General features: G+C 39.4%; 19 protein-coding genes. 7 read left to right on the top strand and 12 right to left on the bottom strand.

What is annotated here, in order from left to right; genetic code table 11:
- Positions 1-126 precede the first annotated feature (126 nt).
- A complete protein-coding gene (gene ctlX, locus BG00_RS16975) occupies positions 127-1,038 on the bottom strand; it encodes a citrulline utilization hydrolase CtlX (RefSeq protein ID WP_036984043.1) in 912 nt (303 codons plus the stop codon).
- Positions 1,035-2,117, bottom strand: a complete 1,083-nt coding sequence (locus BG00_RS16970) for an ornithine cyclodeaminase (protein WP_036984042.1) — start codon at positions 2,115-2,117, stop codon at positions 1,035-1,037. Before BG00_RS16970 ends, ctlX begins: the two co-directional genes overlap by 4 nt.
- A 164-nt stretch (positions 2,118-2,281) precedes the next feature.
- Between BG00_RS16970 and BG00_RS16965 the strand changes: the two genes are divergently transcribed.
- The 3 genes from BG00_RS16965 to BG00_RS16955 all read left to right on the top strand — a co-directional run bounded on the left by BG00_RS16965 (position 2,282) and on the right by BG00_RS16955 (position 4,506).
- Complete coding sequence (locus BG00_RS16965) at positions 2,282-2,713, top strand: Lrp/AsnC family transcriptional regulator (RefSeq protein ID WP_036984041.1); 432 nt, start codon at positions 2,282-2,284, stop codon at positions 2,711-2,713.
- A gap of 74 nt (positions 2,714-2,787) precedes the next feature.
- Positions 2,788-3,498 (top strand): AraC family transcriptional regulator, encoded by a 711-nt coding sequence (locus BG00_RS16960; protein WP_036984040.1) that lies wholly within the window; start codon positions 2,788-2,790, stop codon positions 3,496-3,498.
- A 150-nt stretch (positions 3,499-3,648) separates the two neighbouring features.
- Positions 3,649-4,506 carry a DMT family transporter gene (locus BG00_RS16955; protein WP_036984039.1) on the top strand — a complete coding sequence of 286 codons (858 nt, stop codon included), beginning with the start codon at positions 3,649-3,651 and terminating at the stop codon, positions 4,504-4,506.
- 74 nt (positions 4,507-4,580) lie between these two features.
- Here the strand turns inward: BG00_RS16955 and BG00_RS16950 are convergent, their stop codons facing one another.
- From BG00_RS16950 to BG00_RS16940, 3 genes are all read right to left on the bottom strand, one after another.
- Positions 4,581-5,576 (bottom strand): patatin-like phospholipase family protein, encoded by a 996-nt coding sequence (locus BG00_RS16950; RefSeq protein ID WP_036984038.1) that lies wholly within the window; start codon positions 5,574-5,576, stop codon positions 4,581-4,583.
- A 224-nt stretch (positions 5,577-5,800) separates the two neighbouring features.
- Complete coding sequence (locus BG00_RS16945) at positions 5,801-6,793, bottom strand: LLM class flavin-dependent oxidoreductase (RefSeq protein ID WP_036984037.1); 993 nt, start codon at positions 6,791-6,793, stop codon at positions 5,801-5,803.
- A 146-nt stretch (positions 6,794-6,939) separates the two neighbouring features.
- Positions 6,940-7,686, bottom strand: a complete 747-nt coding sequence (locus BG00_RS16940; RefSeq protein ID WP_036984036.1) for a siderophore-interacting protein — start codon at positions 7,684-7,686, stop codon at positions 6,940-6,942.
- Between the two features lie 102 nt (positions 7,687-7,788).
- Here BG00_RS16940 and BG00_RS16935 point away from each other — a divergent pair, with 102 nt between their 5' ends.
- The 3 genes from BG00_RS16935 to BG00_RS16925 all read left to right on the top strand — a co-directional run bounded on the left by BG00_RS16935 (position 7,789) and on the right by BG00_RS16925 (position 9,947).
- The gene (locus BG00_RS16935; RefSeq protein ID WP_036984035.1) at positions 7,789-8,208 is read left to right on the top strand and encodes a MarR family winged helix-turn-helix transcriptional regulator; all 420 of its coding nucleotides are present in this window, start codon (positions 7,789-7,791) and stop codon (positions 8,206-8,208) included.
- An 81-nt stretch (positions 8,209-8,289) separates the two neighbouring features.
- Positions 8,290-8,703, top strand: a complete 414-nt coding sequence (locus BG00_RS16930) for a LexA family protein (protein WP_013463339.1) — start codon at positions 8,290-8,292, stop codon at positions 8,701-8,703.
- On the top strand, positions 8,691-9,947 hold the full coding sequence (locus tag BG00_RS16925; RefSeq protein WP_036984034.1) for a Y-family DNA polymerase: 1,257 nt from the start codon (positions 8,691-8,693) through the stop codon (positions 9,945-9,947). The genes BG00_RS16930 and BG00_RS16925 overlap by 13 nt, the downstream gene beginning before the upstream one ends.
- Here BG00_RS16925 and BG00_RS16920 read toward each other — a convergent pair.
- The 5 genes from BG00_RS16920 to BG00_RS16900 all read right to left on the bottom strand — a co-directional run bounded on the left by BG00_RS16920 (position 9,944) and on the right by BG00_RS16900 (position 12,036).
- Complete coding sequence (locus BG00_RS16920; protein WP_036984033.1) at positions 9,944-10,399, bottom strand: hypothetical protein; 456 nt, start codon at positions 10,397-10,399, stop codon at positions 9,944-9,946. The two genes, BG00_RS16925 and BG00_RS16920, sit on opposite strands and share 4 nt — an antisense overlap.
- 292 nt (positions 10,400-10,691) lie before the next feature.
- Positions 10,692-11,210, bottom strand: coding sequence for a DUF4240 domain-containing protein (locus BG00_RS16915; protein WP_024601008.1), 519 nt, complete (start codon positions 11,208-11,210; stop codon positions 10,692-10,694).
- Positions 11,207-11,401, bottom strand: a complete 195-nt coding sequence (locus tag BG00_RS16910; RefSeq protein WP_008468098.1) for a YwbE family protein — start codon at positions 11,399-11,401, stop codon at positions 11,207-11,209. Before BG00_RS16910 ends, BG00_RS16915 begins: the two co-directional genes overlap by 4 nt.
- A 281-nt stretch (positions 11,402-11,682) precedes the next feature.
- A complete protein-coding gene (locus BG00_RS18575) occupies positions 11,683-11,823 on the bottom strand; it encodes a hypothetical protein (protein WP_445322882.1) in 141 nt (46 codons plus the stop codon).
- Positions 11,824-11,826: 3 nt separating this feature from the next.
- Entirely contained in the window at positions 11,827-12,036 is a 210-nt protein-coding gene (locus BG00_RS16900) for a hypothetical protein (RefSeq protein WP_036984032.1), read from the bottom strand.
- Positions 12,037-12,136: 100 nt separating this feature from the next.
- Here BG00_RS16900 and BG00_RS16895 point away from each other — a divergent pair, with 100 nt between their 5' ends.
- A complete protein-coding gene (locus tag BG00_RS16895; protein ID WP_171034682.1) occupies positions 12,137-12,940 on the top strand; it encodes an ion transporter in 804 nt (267 codons plus the stop codon).
- Between the two features lie 32 nt (positions 12,941-12,972).
- Here BG00_RS16895 and BG00_RS16890 read toward each other — a convergent pair whose 3' ends face one another.
- Both BG00_RS16890 and asd read right to left on the bottom strand, forming a co-directional pair.
- Positions 12,973-13,266, bottom strand: coding sequence for a hypothetical protein (locus BG00_RS16890; RefSeq protein WP_036984030.1), 294 nt, complete (start codon positions 13,264-13,266; stop codon positions 12,973-12,975).
- 269 nt (positions 13,267-13,535) lie between these two features.
- Positions 13,536-14,675 (bottom strand): aspartate-semialdehyde dehydrogenase, encoded by a 1,140-nt coding sequence (gene asd / locus BG00_RS16885; RefSeq protein WP_036984029.1) that lies wholly within the window; start codon positions 14,673-14,675, stop codon positions 13,536-13,538.
- Between the last annotated feature and the right edge of the window lie 28 nt (positions 14,676-14,703).

Below are 14,703 nucleotides of genomic sequence, written 5' to 3'. Positions count from 1 at the left end.
GGGCTAATCCTTTTATATTTATTATGTTTTTACTCAAACTTTTTAGAGTGTGAGGCATTTTATTATGCATGTTAGCCATAGATTAAGGCAGCTTAGCTGCCTTAAATATGTAGACTTAGTGGTAGGTTATTTACTTTTCAGGTGTATGCCAGCAATCATGCATCTAACCGAACCTCCCGCCGACTCTATGGTTGGTATAGGTAACGAAACAAGTTTAGCTGTTTGTTGTATTGCTGCTTTTTGTTCGGTTGTAAGTGCATTAAACGCCGTTTGTGAGAGTGCTAAAATACGGCCATTTGTACCTTGTAGCTCTATTGCGTTGCCGCAAAAGCTATTTATTTGCTCATTTGTTAAGTTGATAACTTCTAAATGGCTTTGTAAAAAATGGCTAGTTAATTGTTTATGCTGACTTATTGGCACCATATCTAGGCTGATCATGGCAAACTCTGTTGCTACACACATTAATACATTAGTATGATAAATCGCAGTGCCTTGTTCGTCATAAGCATTAAATACAACAGGTTTGAGCTTAAGTTTTTCACACACTGTATCTACCACAGTTTTTGTAGTGCGCTTAGATTCTACTGCATAAGCAAGCTTATGTGGGTGATCAATAACAAGCGACCCGGTGCCTTCTAAAAATGCATTTTCTTTCACTAAAAATGAATAATCAGTCAGAGATGACACTTTATAGTGATTAGTCAAAAAATCAATAATATCTTTTCGATATTCTAATCTTCTGTTTTCTGCATACATTGGATAAACAACTAGCTCACCACTTTGATGTGTTGAAAACCAGTTATTAGGAAACACTGAGTCCGGCGTGTGTGTATGTTCGTCTTCAAAAAGATGAACCGTTACGCCCTCGTTTTGTAATAATTTAACCGCATTAGTGACTTCGTCAAAGGCAAGCTGGCTCTGATTTTGTGAGTTACAGGTACTTTGAAACGTGTTGTCTAACATGGTTTGTGGATTAGATGTAAAGTGATGCGGGCGCACCATCACCACCGCTGTCGGTGCTTGCTTTATGTGGCTCATGCGACTTGCTCTTGCTTAGGTGTTTTTAATGTTTGTGTACTATTAAGTACCGAAAATAAATTACGTGGATCGGCTTGTTGTGTAATTAAATCAAGTAGTTCAAACTCACCCGCAGCCACCAGCGCATCTTTAATATACACCAGCGCGGTAAAGTCTTCGCTCGCAAAACCTACCCCATCAAAAATAGTAAGCTCGTTGTTACTTGTACGCCCAGCTGCTTGTTTATTAATTACTTTATGAAACTCTGTTACGGCAAAGGTATCGCTCATTTGCTGTATTTCGCCCTCTATTCTGGTTTGCGGTTCGTACTCTACAAACACATTTGCGCGCGCTAATAATTGTGAATCAAGCTCTGTTTTACCAGGGCAATCGCCACCAATGGCATTTAAATGCACGCCCTGGGGGATCATATCGCTGGTTAAAATAGTGGCATTTTTTTTATCGGCTGTGCAGGTGGTAATAATGTGCGCGCCTTGCACGGCTTCTTCTGCGCTATTGCATAGAGTTACATTTAAGCCATAGCCAATTAAATTGTTGTAGGCTTTTTGTGAGGCATTTTTATCAATATCGTATAAGCGAATGTGAGTAATACCTAATACGGCTTTAAAAGCGAGTGCCTGAAACTCAGACTGTGCACCATTACCAATTAATGTCAGCGTTGTTGAATTTTTAGGTGCCAAGTATTTAGCCACCAATGCTGATGTAGCTGCGGTACGTAGTGCAGTCAGTAAACACATTTCACTGATCATAACCGGATAGCCACTATCAACATCCGATAAAATACCAAAGGCCGCGACGGTTTGAAGCTCCTTAAAGGTGTTTTTTGGGTGGCCATTTACATATTTACAGCTAAACATTTTGCCATCGCTTACGGGCATAAGCTCTATTACGCCATCTGGAGAGTGCGCTGCATAACGTGGTGATTTATCAAATTCGTGCCAGCGAGCAAAGTCTTGCTTTAATTTTTGGGTGAGCTCTAATAGCACGTTTTCTATGCCTACTTTATTTATAAGTTTAGCCATTGCCTGTACGCTAACAAATGGAACGCCTTGTTTTGGCTGTACGATAAAGTGACTCATGTATACCTCTGTAATAAAAATATGAACTAATTGAAATAAGTTTATCGACTACAGATGCCAGTTAAAATGCCAATATTTTATACAAATGATATTATTTTTTATCATTTTGCTATGCTTTAATGTGCAAATTTAGTAATTTGTATTGAAAAATAGCGAGACTTTTTATGACCCCTTATATTTACGACTCATTAGATAACGCGTTAATAGCTGAATTAAGAAAAGATGGCCGTGCTTCTATTTCTGCTTTAGCTGATGTTTTAAAAGTGTCGCGCGGGACGGTACAAAACCGCTTAGACCGTTTGTTTTCATCGGGTGCTATATTAGGCTTTACGGTGCGTGTACACGAACACATAGAAACCGAAGCGGTAAGAGCAATAATGATGGTGGAAGTGGTTGGTAAATCTACATCGCAGGTAATTAAAACCATGCGCGGCATACCAGAGCTAACAAAGTTACATACCACCAATGGCGCTTGGGATTTAGTGGCTGAAATACAGGCGGCAAATTTAGGTGAGTTTGATGGCGTACTCAGGCAAGTACGCGAAATAGAAGGCATTTTAAATAGCGAAACCAGTATATTATTGTCATCTACTTAGGTTTATTAACGCTATGTTTTATTTAAAGTATTTTAGGCAATACTCGGTTTATGTATTAGGTATTGGAGTAGGCAATGAATAAGCTTTCTATTCGGTATTATTCGCAAGATATAAAGCACCACCAGCATAATTACCATCAACTCGTGTTACCCCTACACGGTGAAATACACATAACATTAAATAATGACTTTAAAACAACGGTTAGTACGGGTAGTTGTATCATTATAGAGAAAAACGTGGTGCATGCCTTTACGGCCGATGAATCCGCGCGTTTTATTGTGGCAGATTTAGACGCGCTACCTCAAAACCTTATTCATCTTTTATGCCCTAAAATCTCAATAGATAGCCGTTTATTAAGTTACTTACAGTTTATAGAGCAGCAACTGCTTTTTGTTAACGACGACAAGCTTACTAGTTCAACCTTTGATTTATTTTACTTATTACTTTGTGAGCAAAGTAGCCACAGTAATATTGATAAGCGAATAGATAATGTAATAACCATTGTTAAGCAAAATTTAGCGTACCCCTACACGTTAAAAGAGCTGGCTGATATAGCCTGTTTAAGCGTTACGCAATTTAAAACTGTATTTAAAAAAAGTACCACTATGAGTGCACTGCAATATTTAACTATGTTGCGAATGCAGCACGCTCGCGCCCTTTTAACCCATTCAGACTTACCGATTGCTTTAGTAGGCGAGCGCATTGGTTATAACGATGCCTCTGCGTTTAGCCGCCGGTTTAATTTATACTTTGGGCAGCCACCTAAGGCATTTGCAAAGCAGTAATGTAGATAATTTAAACACGAGATAATAAATCAAGCTTAAGCATAACTTAGGTTAAATTGCGTCATAACAAACAATAGCACCGTCTTTTTAGCACATTTTTAAAAGCCTCAACTGATACACTTAGTAAATAGTATTTACGGAGGGTAATTAATGGCAACATACATAGGTTTTTTAGCAATATTTTCGTGGGGGCTTTTAGCTTTACTGGGTAATTTAACCAAAGCACTCCCGGCTTTTCAGTTACTTTTTATGTGCTTTGCACTCTCTTTTATTATTTTATTAGTAAAACGTTTTGCTTCAAAACAGCCATTATTAACCCCTCCTAAGCTTTCTAAAAAACAACTTATAATAGGTGTTACTGGCTTATTTGGTTTTCACTTTTGTTATTTTATGGCTTTAAAATACGGCCCTTTAATTGAGGTAAGCTTAATAGTGTATCTTTGGCCATTATTACTGGGTGTATTTGTGGCTACCCCAGGGTCTAAATTTAAAGCAATATTGGGCGGATTATTGGGGTTTTTAGGTACGCTTAGTTTAATTACCGATGGCAGTATATTATCTATCAATAGTGAGTATTACTTAGGGTATTTTTTTGCAGGTTGCTGCGCGCTACTGTGGTCTAGTTATTCTTATTTAATGTCACAATTTGATAGCCATGTAGATGACATAGGCTGGCTTTCACTTATTGTGGCAGTGCTTGCCCTTTTTGCACATTTTTATTTTGAAACAACCGTTATTAGATTGTCTGTCTCACAATGGCTAGGTGCTATTTTATTGGGATTAGGCCCAGTGGGTGGTGCATTTTATTTATGGGATCATGGTTTAAAATTTGGTAACCGATCGCTATTAGCCTCATTGAGTTTTTTAACGCCGGTGCTCTCTACCTTTATTTTAATACTCGCCTCGCAGGCTCCCTTTAGTTGGTCAGTATTTATAGCTTTAGTACTTATTTTATTAGGGGCGACGATTAGCAATAAAAAGCCATCGATAAGTTTAAAAAAAGCATAGTTTTAATTTTCCGAGGTATTTTACCAGCGCTTAAACTTAAATTACCACTTAAGTTTAAGCGCTGGTATACACAGCTACATGGCGTAGCTGTGTGCGTAATCTACTATACGTGCATTTTGACTTTTTAAATAAGCGCGGCCTGCTTTTACACCTAGTTTATGATCAAAGCGTAAATCATCGTTTGAACTGCCTAATAATTTACTATAAAGCTTTTGATTTGCAAAAATTTGGATTATTTCTACATCTTTTGGTGGGTTAGCAATAAATGCTAACTCATCTTCGTAGGCTTGCTCATGTTGTAATAAGTAATCTATTGTTTTTGGGCAATAGCCAGATACTTCAACAAATGATTTTAATTTACTTATCCATGCTGATTGAGCCTGAAAAGCTTCATCAACGGTGCGTATAACCACAATTTTGCGTGCGCCACGATTATAGGCTTCGCGTACAGGAAGCGGTGCGGCAAGGCCACCGTCTAAGTAAAAATCAGACTCTGACTGTATCTCGGTTTTACCTAATTCATTTGCGGCTAATGCATTTAACCACGGCGTCAATTTTACACCTTGCTTATATAAAAATGGCAGTGCACTTGACGCTTTTAATAGTTCTCGCCATTGTTGGCCTTCCCCTGTTGGGGATAAAAAATAAGGTTTGCGATCACGGGCATTAGTTGCGGTAATTAATAGCTCACGGTCACCTAAACTGGCTTTTGCGGTTTTAAAATCAAGCGCTCTGTTCACTTCGGTAGTTTTATCAAAGTACCAATCTAGGTCAACAATATGTTTGCCCATTAGGCCGCGACCTAATTGAAAAAAACGTTTATGACGCGAAAGGCCTCTGATCAGGCGTTTAGCATAGCCTTTTTGACGTGCCAAATAGCTCGTTAAGTTTTGAGAGCCTGCAGATGTGCCAATAAACAAGTCAAATGGATCATACTCTTGCTCCAACCAAGCATCGAGTACACCCGCGGTAAATATCCCTCGTTGTCCGCCACCTTCTGCTATCAGCGCTACTTTTGGCTGCACTGAATCGTTGCATGAATGGGGTGTCGTACTGTTTTGAGATTTCACGCTTTACCTTCCTATTTATTTAGCTGAATTGTGTTGCATACCCTTATAATAATCGCTCAATATTCATAATTAAAATTGATTGTTTAAATCAGTTCTATTGAAAAAACAGAACAAGCTTTTTCATTGCCACTTTTTAAAATAATGTAAAATGGCCCCGACGTAATCAACTTTAATCTGTTTAATAGCATAACAAGCGTTGAGTGTACGCTTGCTTAACCAATTGCTTATCCGTGTTTTATTTGCATTAAAATTTCAAGCGCCTTATGGCGTTTTTCATTATCAAATAAGTCATTGGTGAATATAAGCTCATCGACCCCTAATTGATTTACGATCATTTCTAACTTGTGTTTAATACTGGCTGGCCCACCGGTAACACTTAACCCTAAAAAGCTCTCAACATGAGCGCGCTCTTGTTCGCTCCACAAACCTTCCATTGTTTCTACTGGGGGTTTTAACCACAACTCGTCACCTCTAATTAACGATAACACTCGCTGCTTAGATGTAGTTGATAAGTACTGTGCTTCTTCATCTGTATCGGCAGCCACTAAAGGTAATGCCAACATGACATAAGGCTTAGCTAATACACTTGATGGTTTAAATTCTCGTTTATACAAGGCTACTGCATCATGCACAAAACGCGGTGCAAAGTGCCCCGCAAATACATAGGGTAATCCTTTTTGTGCAGCTAACTGCGCACTAAATAAACTTGAACCTAAAAGCCAAATGGGAACATTGGTGTTTTCACCAGGTATTGCTCGCACGCGCTTAGTTCCCTCATAAGGGCCCAATAATGTTTGTAACTCGCTCACTTCATTAGGAAAGTTTTCAGCACGGCTGATATCGTTATTTAATGCACGACTTGTCACAGGATCGCTACCTGGGGCGCGCCCTAACCCTAAATCAATTCGACCTGGGTATAAACTTTCTAAGGTGCCAAATTGCTCAGCAACAACTAAAGGAGCATGATTAGGTAACATAATTCCACCCGACCCTACGCGTATTTTTTTAGTGTGACCGGCTATGTGCCCCACCAAAATTGAAGTAGCCGCACAAACAATCCCAGGCATATTATGATGCTCGGCTAACCAAAAACGATTAAAACCGAGTTCCTCAGCTTTTTGTGCATAGGCTGTACTTTTATTTAAGGTGTCACTCACAGTGGCACCTTTAGGCATAGGCGCCAGTTCTAATAACGAAAAAGGAATGGTTGATAACAAAGTAGCACCTCCAAATTAAATAGCGATTTATGGCGCGTTAACCATAAATAATGAGTCTACGGTAAGAGATTGGGGTACATTACAGTCAATTCAAGGCGCCTTGCCTTTTAAAAGCTAAATAGCAATGTGACTGAACAACAATTAAGTTAGCTATTTTTAGCAGCAGCGTGTTGACGCTTTAGTTTATACGCCTCTGAATCAAGCCCTTTTTTCCAATAGCCCGATGCAACAATTTGACTGCGCGGTATATCTAATTCATCAGTTAATATGGTTTTTGCTTTACGGACTAATCCGGCTTCAAGTGCCATAAATACAATAGGTTGTTGCTCACTAAGTGGTAGCGATTTTAATGCGTTTATCATATCTGTATCGGGGTTATTTGTTATTAACCAAGTTATATCACGCGAGGAGTCTAAGCTAATCACATCATCTTTTGTTGGTGCATGAATAATCGCGTCAATTTTTGCGTTTATAGGCAATTGTTGCACGTAGCCTTTAATTGCATTAACCGAAGTTAAATCGCCAAGTAATAGGTAATATGAATGATCATAGTTATCCAACTTTTTAGGGCCTGGCCCTGCTATACCCACTTCATCGCCTACTTTTGCTTCTTTAGCCCAATTAGTGGCTGGGCCTTGGTGCATATTTATCACAAAGTCGAGGGTAAGTGCACCAGTGTGCTCATCAACATGCCTTATAGTGTATGAACGCATACACGTAGTTTTAATATTAAAGTCAACGCGGCCATTTTGTGGAATAAGCACCTTAACGTAGTTACCAATGTATTGCTCACTCAGGTCGTTAAACTCATATGAGCCGACAATAATGCGTTGTAAATGTGGGGTTATTTGCTTTGTGCTTAATACGGTTGCTTTGCGTACTTTTTTACCCATGTAAATTTACCTCACTAAAATGATGAATTGCACAACGCCCCATTGGTTGATAAAATCAACTATAGTGACTTAATTGACTTTGTCAACTATTATGGATTTATTATGAACTCTTCATTGGCCAATACATTATTTGCTTTAATGCAAAGTTATCGCGTTACCATACGCGAAGCCATTAATGCAGGTGAGCTTGGATTAAACGCGATGCATGTGCGTTGTCTGCATATTATTGCAGCGACACCTCAGTGCACTGCTAACGATATTGTGAATCAAACCCAACGCGACAAAGCCCAAATAGCACGATTAGTGAAAGAACTGCTCGCGCTAAACTTAATTCATAAAAATGCCAGTGAGCATGACAAGCGTTGTTTTATTCTGTCGTTTACCGCACAAGGGTGTACGCTTTACAACAAATTATTAAACGCTGAGCAGTATGTAAATGCGCAAATGTGTAAAAACTTAAACCCACAGCAAATCAATGACTTCTTAGATACAGCTCAGCAAATGATCAAAAATATGGATTGATCGCAGATCCATTACTTGGCATAACTTATATAAAACGAATATACTGTACACTTATACAGTATATTCGTTTTAGGTTGTGTTATGTTTGTTATTCCCATTTATATAGAGGCCGGTGTATGCGGATTTGAGTCACCTGCAGCACAATATACAGAGCTTGGCGTTTCACTTGATGAGTTATTAATAAAGCACCCTGATGCCACGTTTATTGGGATAGCGTCTGGGTGCTCTATGCAAGAAATTGGTATTTTTGAGGGCGACTTACTGTTGGTTGACCGGGCTGAAATACCAAAAGATGGCGATGTTATTGTGGCTAACTTAAATGGTTTATTTGTGTGTAAGCTGCTTGATAAGACCAATGCACGCTTGCTATCAGCCTCTTCTGCTTATAAGCCGGTGCAATTAACTGAGTCAGATGAGTTTCAGCTTGAAGGTGTGGTAACTCGCTCTATTAGGCTGCATCGCCAAAGCCCTGAGTTACTTTCATGTATGCCTTAGTTGATGCCGTTGCTTTTTACGCCAGTGCTGAAAAGGTATTTGATCCCGCCATTCGCTCAAAGCCGGTAGTGGTGCTTACCAATAACGACGGCTGTGTGTGTGCGGTCTGCCCAATTGCGCGTAAGCTTAATATTCCTAAATTTGGCCCTTACTTTAAAGTTAAGCAGTTACTAGAACAAAACAATGTGGTTGTACGCTCTAGTAACTATGAACTATACGCTAATTTAAGCGAGCGGATGATGAGTGTAATTGGCCGCTTTTGTGACACCCAGCATGTTTACAGTATCGATGAATCGTTTTTACACTTTAATGGTTATCAACCTTTAATTAACGATTGGCAAGCATACGGGCAACTAATTAGGCGTACTGTATGGCGCGAAACCAAACTCCCTGTTGGGGTTGGCTTTGGCCCAACACCGACCTTAGCCAAAGCCGCTAACCATGCAGCTAAAAAACTAACTGGCTTTAATGGTGTTGCAGTGATTGACGATGAAGTAAGTCGCCGCACTATTTTACAACGAATGCAATGCCAAGATGTTTGGGGGGTGGGCAAACGTTTAGCTAAAAAGCTGGCTCTCATGGACATTCATACCGCGTGGCAACTGGCTGAGCAAAGCCCAAAAACTATTCGTCGCCAATTTAGTGTGGTGCTTGAGCGCACAATTAACGAGCTCAACGGCATTACCTGTTTAAACTGGGATGATGTACGCCAAGATAAACAAGCTATTTTTTCAACACGTAGTTTTGGTCAGCGACTTTGCGACCCCGATGCAGTTAAAACCGCCCTAATAAATCATGCTAGTGTAGTTGCACAAAAATTAAGAGCTCAACAGTCGCTAACTCATCGTATTTATATTTTTGCTGCCAGCTCATCACATGAACACGCCTTTTATAAAAAGTCAGTTATGTATCAATTTGATCCGCCCACTAACGATACCCGCGTTATGGCCAATGCGGTATCAAAGAGTTTTGAGCAAATATATCAACCGGGAATTCGATTTTATAAATGTGGTGTGGGCGCATTAGAGCTCAGCCCACAGCAGTTTCAACAACATCATTTATTTGATAAGCAAACCGATAACCCGCAGTTAATGAACTGTTTAGATGCTATTAATCATAGATACGGTAAAGGAATGCTTAGCGTGGCGAGCAGCCAATTAAATGATCATTGGCATATGAACAGGGCTTTTTTATCGCCGCAATACACGACTCGTTGGCGTGATATTCCAAAAATACAGTGTTAGTCGGCAACTTTAATAAATTCACATTCTACACTCGGATTGTCCAATGTGTATTTAAGCGTATTGCTGGTTAAAAAAGTAATGCTTTGTTTGATCGTTCCTTCATGGATAGGGTTATCACAGCGGCTCATGCGTAAGCTATTTTCTAGGCCATCTGTTTTATATTTTAGCGAGCTGGTAATAAAACAATAATTTGGTTTTTCAATGGTACGAGTACCATTGTGTAAGGAGTTAAACAAAATCTCTTTGCCTAAGCTAAAACCTTGCCCAGGATCTTCAGGGTTATTAAATTGTAATCGGCTATTAGTACATAACCCAGAATTACTGGAGGTCACTTCGTAATTACCCAGCTTAGTTTGTAACAGCGGAATAAAGCGAGTTTTATTACTTGGGCCTGCCACTGCATAACAGCTAAAAAGGCTTATGATAAGTAAAACCAGGGTGAAAAATTTCATTATAGGCTCTATCCTCGTGTATCAAATATGATCAAGCACTGTGACTATGCTTAGCTATTTCTAACTATAACAGAGATTTACTATAAAAGATGTGAAGTCGTTATACCATAAACACGTCTTTAAACTGTATTTAAAAATACGTAGCTCACAGCAAATACGATTACATTTTAAAACAGTTCAGTTAGTGAAATAAGAGGATGTGAATAATAGCGCAAGCTGGATCAAAATCTAAGCAACGTAAAATGCATTACCCCTAACCCAAAGTAATGCATTCATAGTCAAAAGTGGGCGATTACTGCCAATACTTAGCAAATAATTGTGGGTAATTTTGTTTTAAAAACTTAGGTTTGTCTTTAAAGCGCTTACCTTTAGGTTGCTCAAGCCCTGATGGGATAAACGGTAACTCATCGTCATTACGTTCTTCATATAACAAACCTGCAATTAGGTCATACTCATCTAAGTACGGGTAAGGTTGCTCGTTTAAAAAATAAAGTGGTGTGCACTGAGCTAGACTATCTGGGTTTTCTAGTGCGGCTTTAAATACCGCTTCCCCCCGAGAAATGAGCCAACAACGAAATTCAGAAAAACCATATTCATCATTACAACCAGCCATTACAAACGCCGCACCAAATAAATCCCAAGTATAACTTTGGCGCATACAAATACTAAACTGTTTATCAAATTCAATTAGCTGCTCGTCGGATAAATCACTCAATGCAGCCTTAAGGGATTGGCATACAGACTCAGGCTCTGCGGTTCTGTCATTTACCGTTACCAATCGCCAAAAATCAGTTAAGGTTAAATCGCTCATGCAATGATCTCTTTTACCCGACCTACTTGACCATCTTCTAACTGTACTTTAATACCGTGCGGATGATTAGGTGACTTAGTTAATAAACGCGACACTATACCATTGGTTAAAGTACCACTGCGTTGATCTTGTTTAAGCACAATATTAACCTCAGTGCCGGGTGTTATTTGTGAACGTGTTGGAACAGCCATATATAATCTCTTTTGCTATTTTTGGGGATTATAGCCTGCTTAATAAAATCACTCCATATTAAAGCTTTTAAAGGCTCTATAAATGCCTAATTCAAGCTAATGTGAAGAATAAACAAAACCCATCGTACACATTATGGCTGCTTAGAAAATGAAATGGCATTGGCTTTAATGTGTATGTTCAAGCTGGCTAACGCATTACAAATAAGCTGCTCAATGTAATCAAACTGATTTTTTTGTTTAGCCTGCTCTAGTGCAATATCATCAATAAAATAACAACTTACTTAAAACTTAGAAGGTAAATTGTTTAAGTCTGCTGAATGGGTAAGAAAGCTAAAGTCCTCCACAGTATCTTTTATTTGCTCACAAGCGAGCGTTAATTGCTGACGAATACGTTTATCTAGCTGCTTTTGGGCTTTGGTCATCGTTTATTGCTGCTCGCGAGCTTGTTGTTCTTTAAATTCTTTGTAACTGTCTTGCTGCTGTTTAACACACTCATGGTATTCCTTATCTGCCATGTAGCTGCATTCCCCCAACCGCGCTGATTGAATTTCATGGTAGCGGCTATCGCTGCTACATCCCGCTAACACTAATAATGCGGATAACGAAAATATATATTTTAACTTATTATTTAACATTCAAAATTCCTACTATTTTAACGGGAAAACTACTGATTTTCGTTATTTTTGCTGTATATTGCACTGGTTTTGTATTTATAACCGTTAAGGGCACGTTATGATGTTGTCGCAGTTACAAGAGCTGTTCCAGCGTATCGATAAAAGTAAACTATTTCAATCATTTGTTATTGCAGTTATTGTTGTTTCTGCATTGACCGTGGGCGCACATACTTATTCATTGCACCCAACCGCCGAACTCGTTCTACATTGGATGGATATAGGCATAACGGTGTTTTTCTTAATTGAACTGATTATTCGCTATATTGCCAGCAAAGGTATCAAGAACTTTTTTTCCAAAGGTTGGAACATTTTTGACTTCATTATCGTGATCGGAAGTTTATACCCCGCGGCAGGCTCTACTATTTTTATTGCTCGACTGCTGCGTATTTTCCGCGTGTTACGATTAGTCTCAATGATCCCAGAACTGCGCTTATTGGTAAATTCGCTAATAAAAGCAATACCTCAAATGGGCTACATAGCACTACTCATGTTCGTTATATTTTATATTTATGCCGCCACTGGCAGTATGTTGTTTGCTGATATAAATCCGGTACTTTGGGGCGATGTGTCTATTTCTATGCTCACCCTGTTTAGAATAGCCACCTTTGAAGATTGGACTGACGTCATGTACGAAACCATGGCCGTGTACAAATTAAGTTGGATTTTTTACCTAACCTTTATCTTTTTAACTGCATTTGTGTTTTTAAATATGATGGTTGGCGCTATTTTAGAAGTGATGAGTGAAGAGCATCGCAATGCACGAGAAGAGCAAGCCGATATAGACTCACTCCCTGCCACCCAAGGCCAAGTAAACGAATTAAAAGCACAACTAGCAGAATTAAAAGAGCTACTTAAAAATAGGTAGCAGGGATAAAAAGGGCATGCATTTGCTTGCCCTTACACTTTAAATTTACCCACCAACCCCGTTAAAATTGACGAAAGGCGATTCATTTCGATGCCGTTTTCACTGGTGCTCACGGCAATATCACTCACCTCATCAGCCGCATTTTTAATTTCAGTAACATTGCGGTTTATATCTTCAGCTACATGTTGTTGCTCTTCAGCAGCGGTGGCTATTTGCGTATTTAAATCGCTAATATGAACGATAGATGCCGTGATCTCACTAAATTGTTGCTGCGCCGAATGCGCAAGCTCGACAGTTTTATTAGTGGTTTCTATACTGCGTTCCATGTCTTAAATACCATAGATGACATAGTGCGCAATTTATCAAGCTGTGTTTGGGAAATAACTAAAGCAGCTATAATTAATAACCGCAAGGCAATTGCAGATGCAAAGGAGAGCTTTAATTTTTTGATATATTCATGAAGTTAACCTCTAAAAACACTCTTAAGAATATAGTGTGGCTAAAGGGGTTGAGCAAGAAATAATATGAGAATGTTTCGAAGAGGCAATAAAAAGGTTAGCAATTAGCTAACCCTTTAACTTGATGGGCTAGAAAATTACTCACCGTCTACAATAATTCGTAACATCCGGCGAAGTGGCTCCGCTGCACCCCATAAAAGCTGATCGCCCACGGTAAAGGCGCTAATGTATTTTGGCCCCATAGCGAGTTTACGAATACGGCCAACAGGAATACTCAGCGTGCCGGTTACTTTAACTGGAGTTAAGTCGGTACTGGTAATATCACGCTGATTAGGAATAACTTTAACCCACTCATTGTGCGAGGCTAAAATTTCTTCTATTTTTTCTACACTAATATCTTCACGTAGTTTAATGGTCATCGCTTGGCTATGACAGCGCATTGCACCAATACGTACACATAAACCATCTATAGGCACAGGCTGTTTAGATGAGCCTAAAATTTTGTTGGCTTCAACTTGCGCTTTCCACTCTTCTTTTGATTGACCGCTTGGCATAGGAACATCAATCCATGGGATTAAGCTACCCGCCAGTGGCACACCAAACTGGTCTTGTGGCAAATCGCTTGATGCCATTTTTTCGCTGACTATTTTATCAATTTCTAAAATAGCTGAACTTGGGTTATCTAGTTGCTGTGAAACACTTGCATGAATAGCCCCCATTTGAGCTATGAGTTCTTTCATATTGCGTGCACCGGCGCCCGATGCTGCTTGGTAGGTCATTGGGCTTACCCATTCGATTAGGTCTTGCTCAAATAAACCACCCAGCGCTAGTAGCATAAGTGAAACTGTGCAGTTACCACCTACAAAGGTTTTAACGCCTTGCTCTAGCCCTTGTTCAATGACATCTTTGTTAACGGGGTCAAGTACGATAATACTGTCGTCGCTCATACGCAGGGCAGAGGCCGCATCTATCCAATAGCCATCCCAACCCGATTCACGTAATTTTGGGTACACCGCATTGGTATAATCGCCACCCTGACAGGTAACAATAATGTCCATTTTTGCAAGTTCAGAAATATCACTAGCATCTAAAAGCGGTTTAGCTGCACCCGCTAACTCAGGGCCAAGCTGACCTGCTTGTGAGGTGGTGAAAAAGGTGGTGTCGATATGTGCAAAATCATGTTGTTGTTCCATTCGCTCGAGTAACACTGAGCCTACCATGCCGCGCCATCCGACTAATCCTACTTTTTTCATTGTTTGTTCCACTGTTTGATTCATAAAAGGAGCCTATACATTAAAAATTAAA

The sequence above is a fragment of the Pseudoalteromonas sp. SCSIO_11900 genome, assembly GCF_000576475.1.
Taxonomy (GTDB): domain Bacteria; phylum Pseudomonadota; class Gammaproteobacteria; order Enterobacterales; family Alteromonadaceae; genus Pseudoalteromonas; species Pseudoalteromonas tetraodonis.
Note: the sequence above shows the minus strand (reverse complement) of the source record. Positions and strands in the feature narration are given on the sequence as shown.

Bases quoted from the DNA above. Each gene is read 5' to 3' on its own strand.
- ctlX (WP_036984043.1), bottom strand. From the start codon at position 1,038: ATGAGCCACATAAAGCAAGCACCGACAGCGGTGGTGATGGTGCGCCCG.
- BG00_RS16970 (WP_036984042.1), bottom strand. From the start codon at position 2,117: ATGAGTCACTTTATCGTACAGCCAAAACAAGGCGTTCCATTTGTTAGC.
- BG00_RS16965 (WP_036984041.1), top strand. From the start codon at position 2,282: ATGACCCCTTATATTTACGACTCATTAGATAACGCGTTAATAGCTGAA.
- BG00_RS16960 (WP_036984040.1), top strand. From the start codon at position 2,788: ATGAATAAGCTTTCTATTCGGTATTATTCGCAAGATATAAAGCACCAC.
- BG00_RS16955 (WP_036984039.1), top strand. From the start codon at position 3,649: ATGGCAACATACATAGGTTTTTTAGCAATATTTTCGTGGGGGCTTTTA.
- BG00_RS16940 (WP_036984036.1), bottom strand. From the start codon at position 7,686: ATGGGTAAAAAAGTACGCAAAGCAACCGTATTAAGCACAAAGCAAATA.
- BG00_RS16935 (WP_036984035.1), top strand. From the start codon at position 7,789: ATGAACTCTTCATTGGCCAATACATTATTTGCTTTAATGCAAAGTTAT.
- BG00_RS16930 (WP_013463339.1), top strand. From the start codon at position 8,290: ATGTTTGTTATTCCCATTTATATAGAGGCCGGTGTATGCGGATTTGAG.
- BG00_RS16925 (WP_036984034.1), top strand. From the start codon at position 8,691: ATGTATGCCTTAGTTGATGCCGTTGCTTTTTACGCCAGTGCTGAAAAG.
- BG00_RS16920 (WP_036984033.1), bottom strand. From the start codon at position 10,399: ATGAAATTTTTCACCCTGGTTTTACTTATCATAAGCCTTTTTAGCTGT.
- BG00_RS16915 (WP_024601008.1), bottom strand. From the start codon at position 11,210: ATGAGCGATTTAACCTTAACTGATTTTTGGCGATTGGTAACGGTAAAT.
- BG00_RS16910 (WP_008468098.1), bottom strand. From the start codon at position 11,401: ATGGCTGTTCCAACACGTTCACAAATAACACCCGGCACTGAGGTTAAT.
- BG00_RS18575 (WP_445322882.1), bottom strand. From the start codon at position 11,823: ATGACCAAAGCCCAAAAGCAGCTAGATAAACGTATTCGTCAGCAATTA.
- BG00_RS16900 (WP_036984032.1), bottom strand. From the start codon at position 12,036: ATGTTAAATAATAAGTTAAAATATATATTTTCGTTATCCGCATTATTA.
- BG00_RS16895 (WP_171034682.1), top strand. From the start codon at position 12,137: ATGTTGTCGCAGTTACAAGAGCTGTTCCAGCGTATCGATAAAAGTAAA.
- BG00_RS16890 (WP_036984030.1), bottom strand. From the start codon at position 13,266: ATGGAACGCAGTATAGAAACCACTAATAAAACTGTCGAGCTTGCGCAT.
- asd (WP_036984029.1), bottom strand. From the start codon at position 14,675: ATGAATCAAACAGTGGAACAAACAATGAAAAAAGTAGGATTAGTCGGA.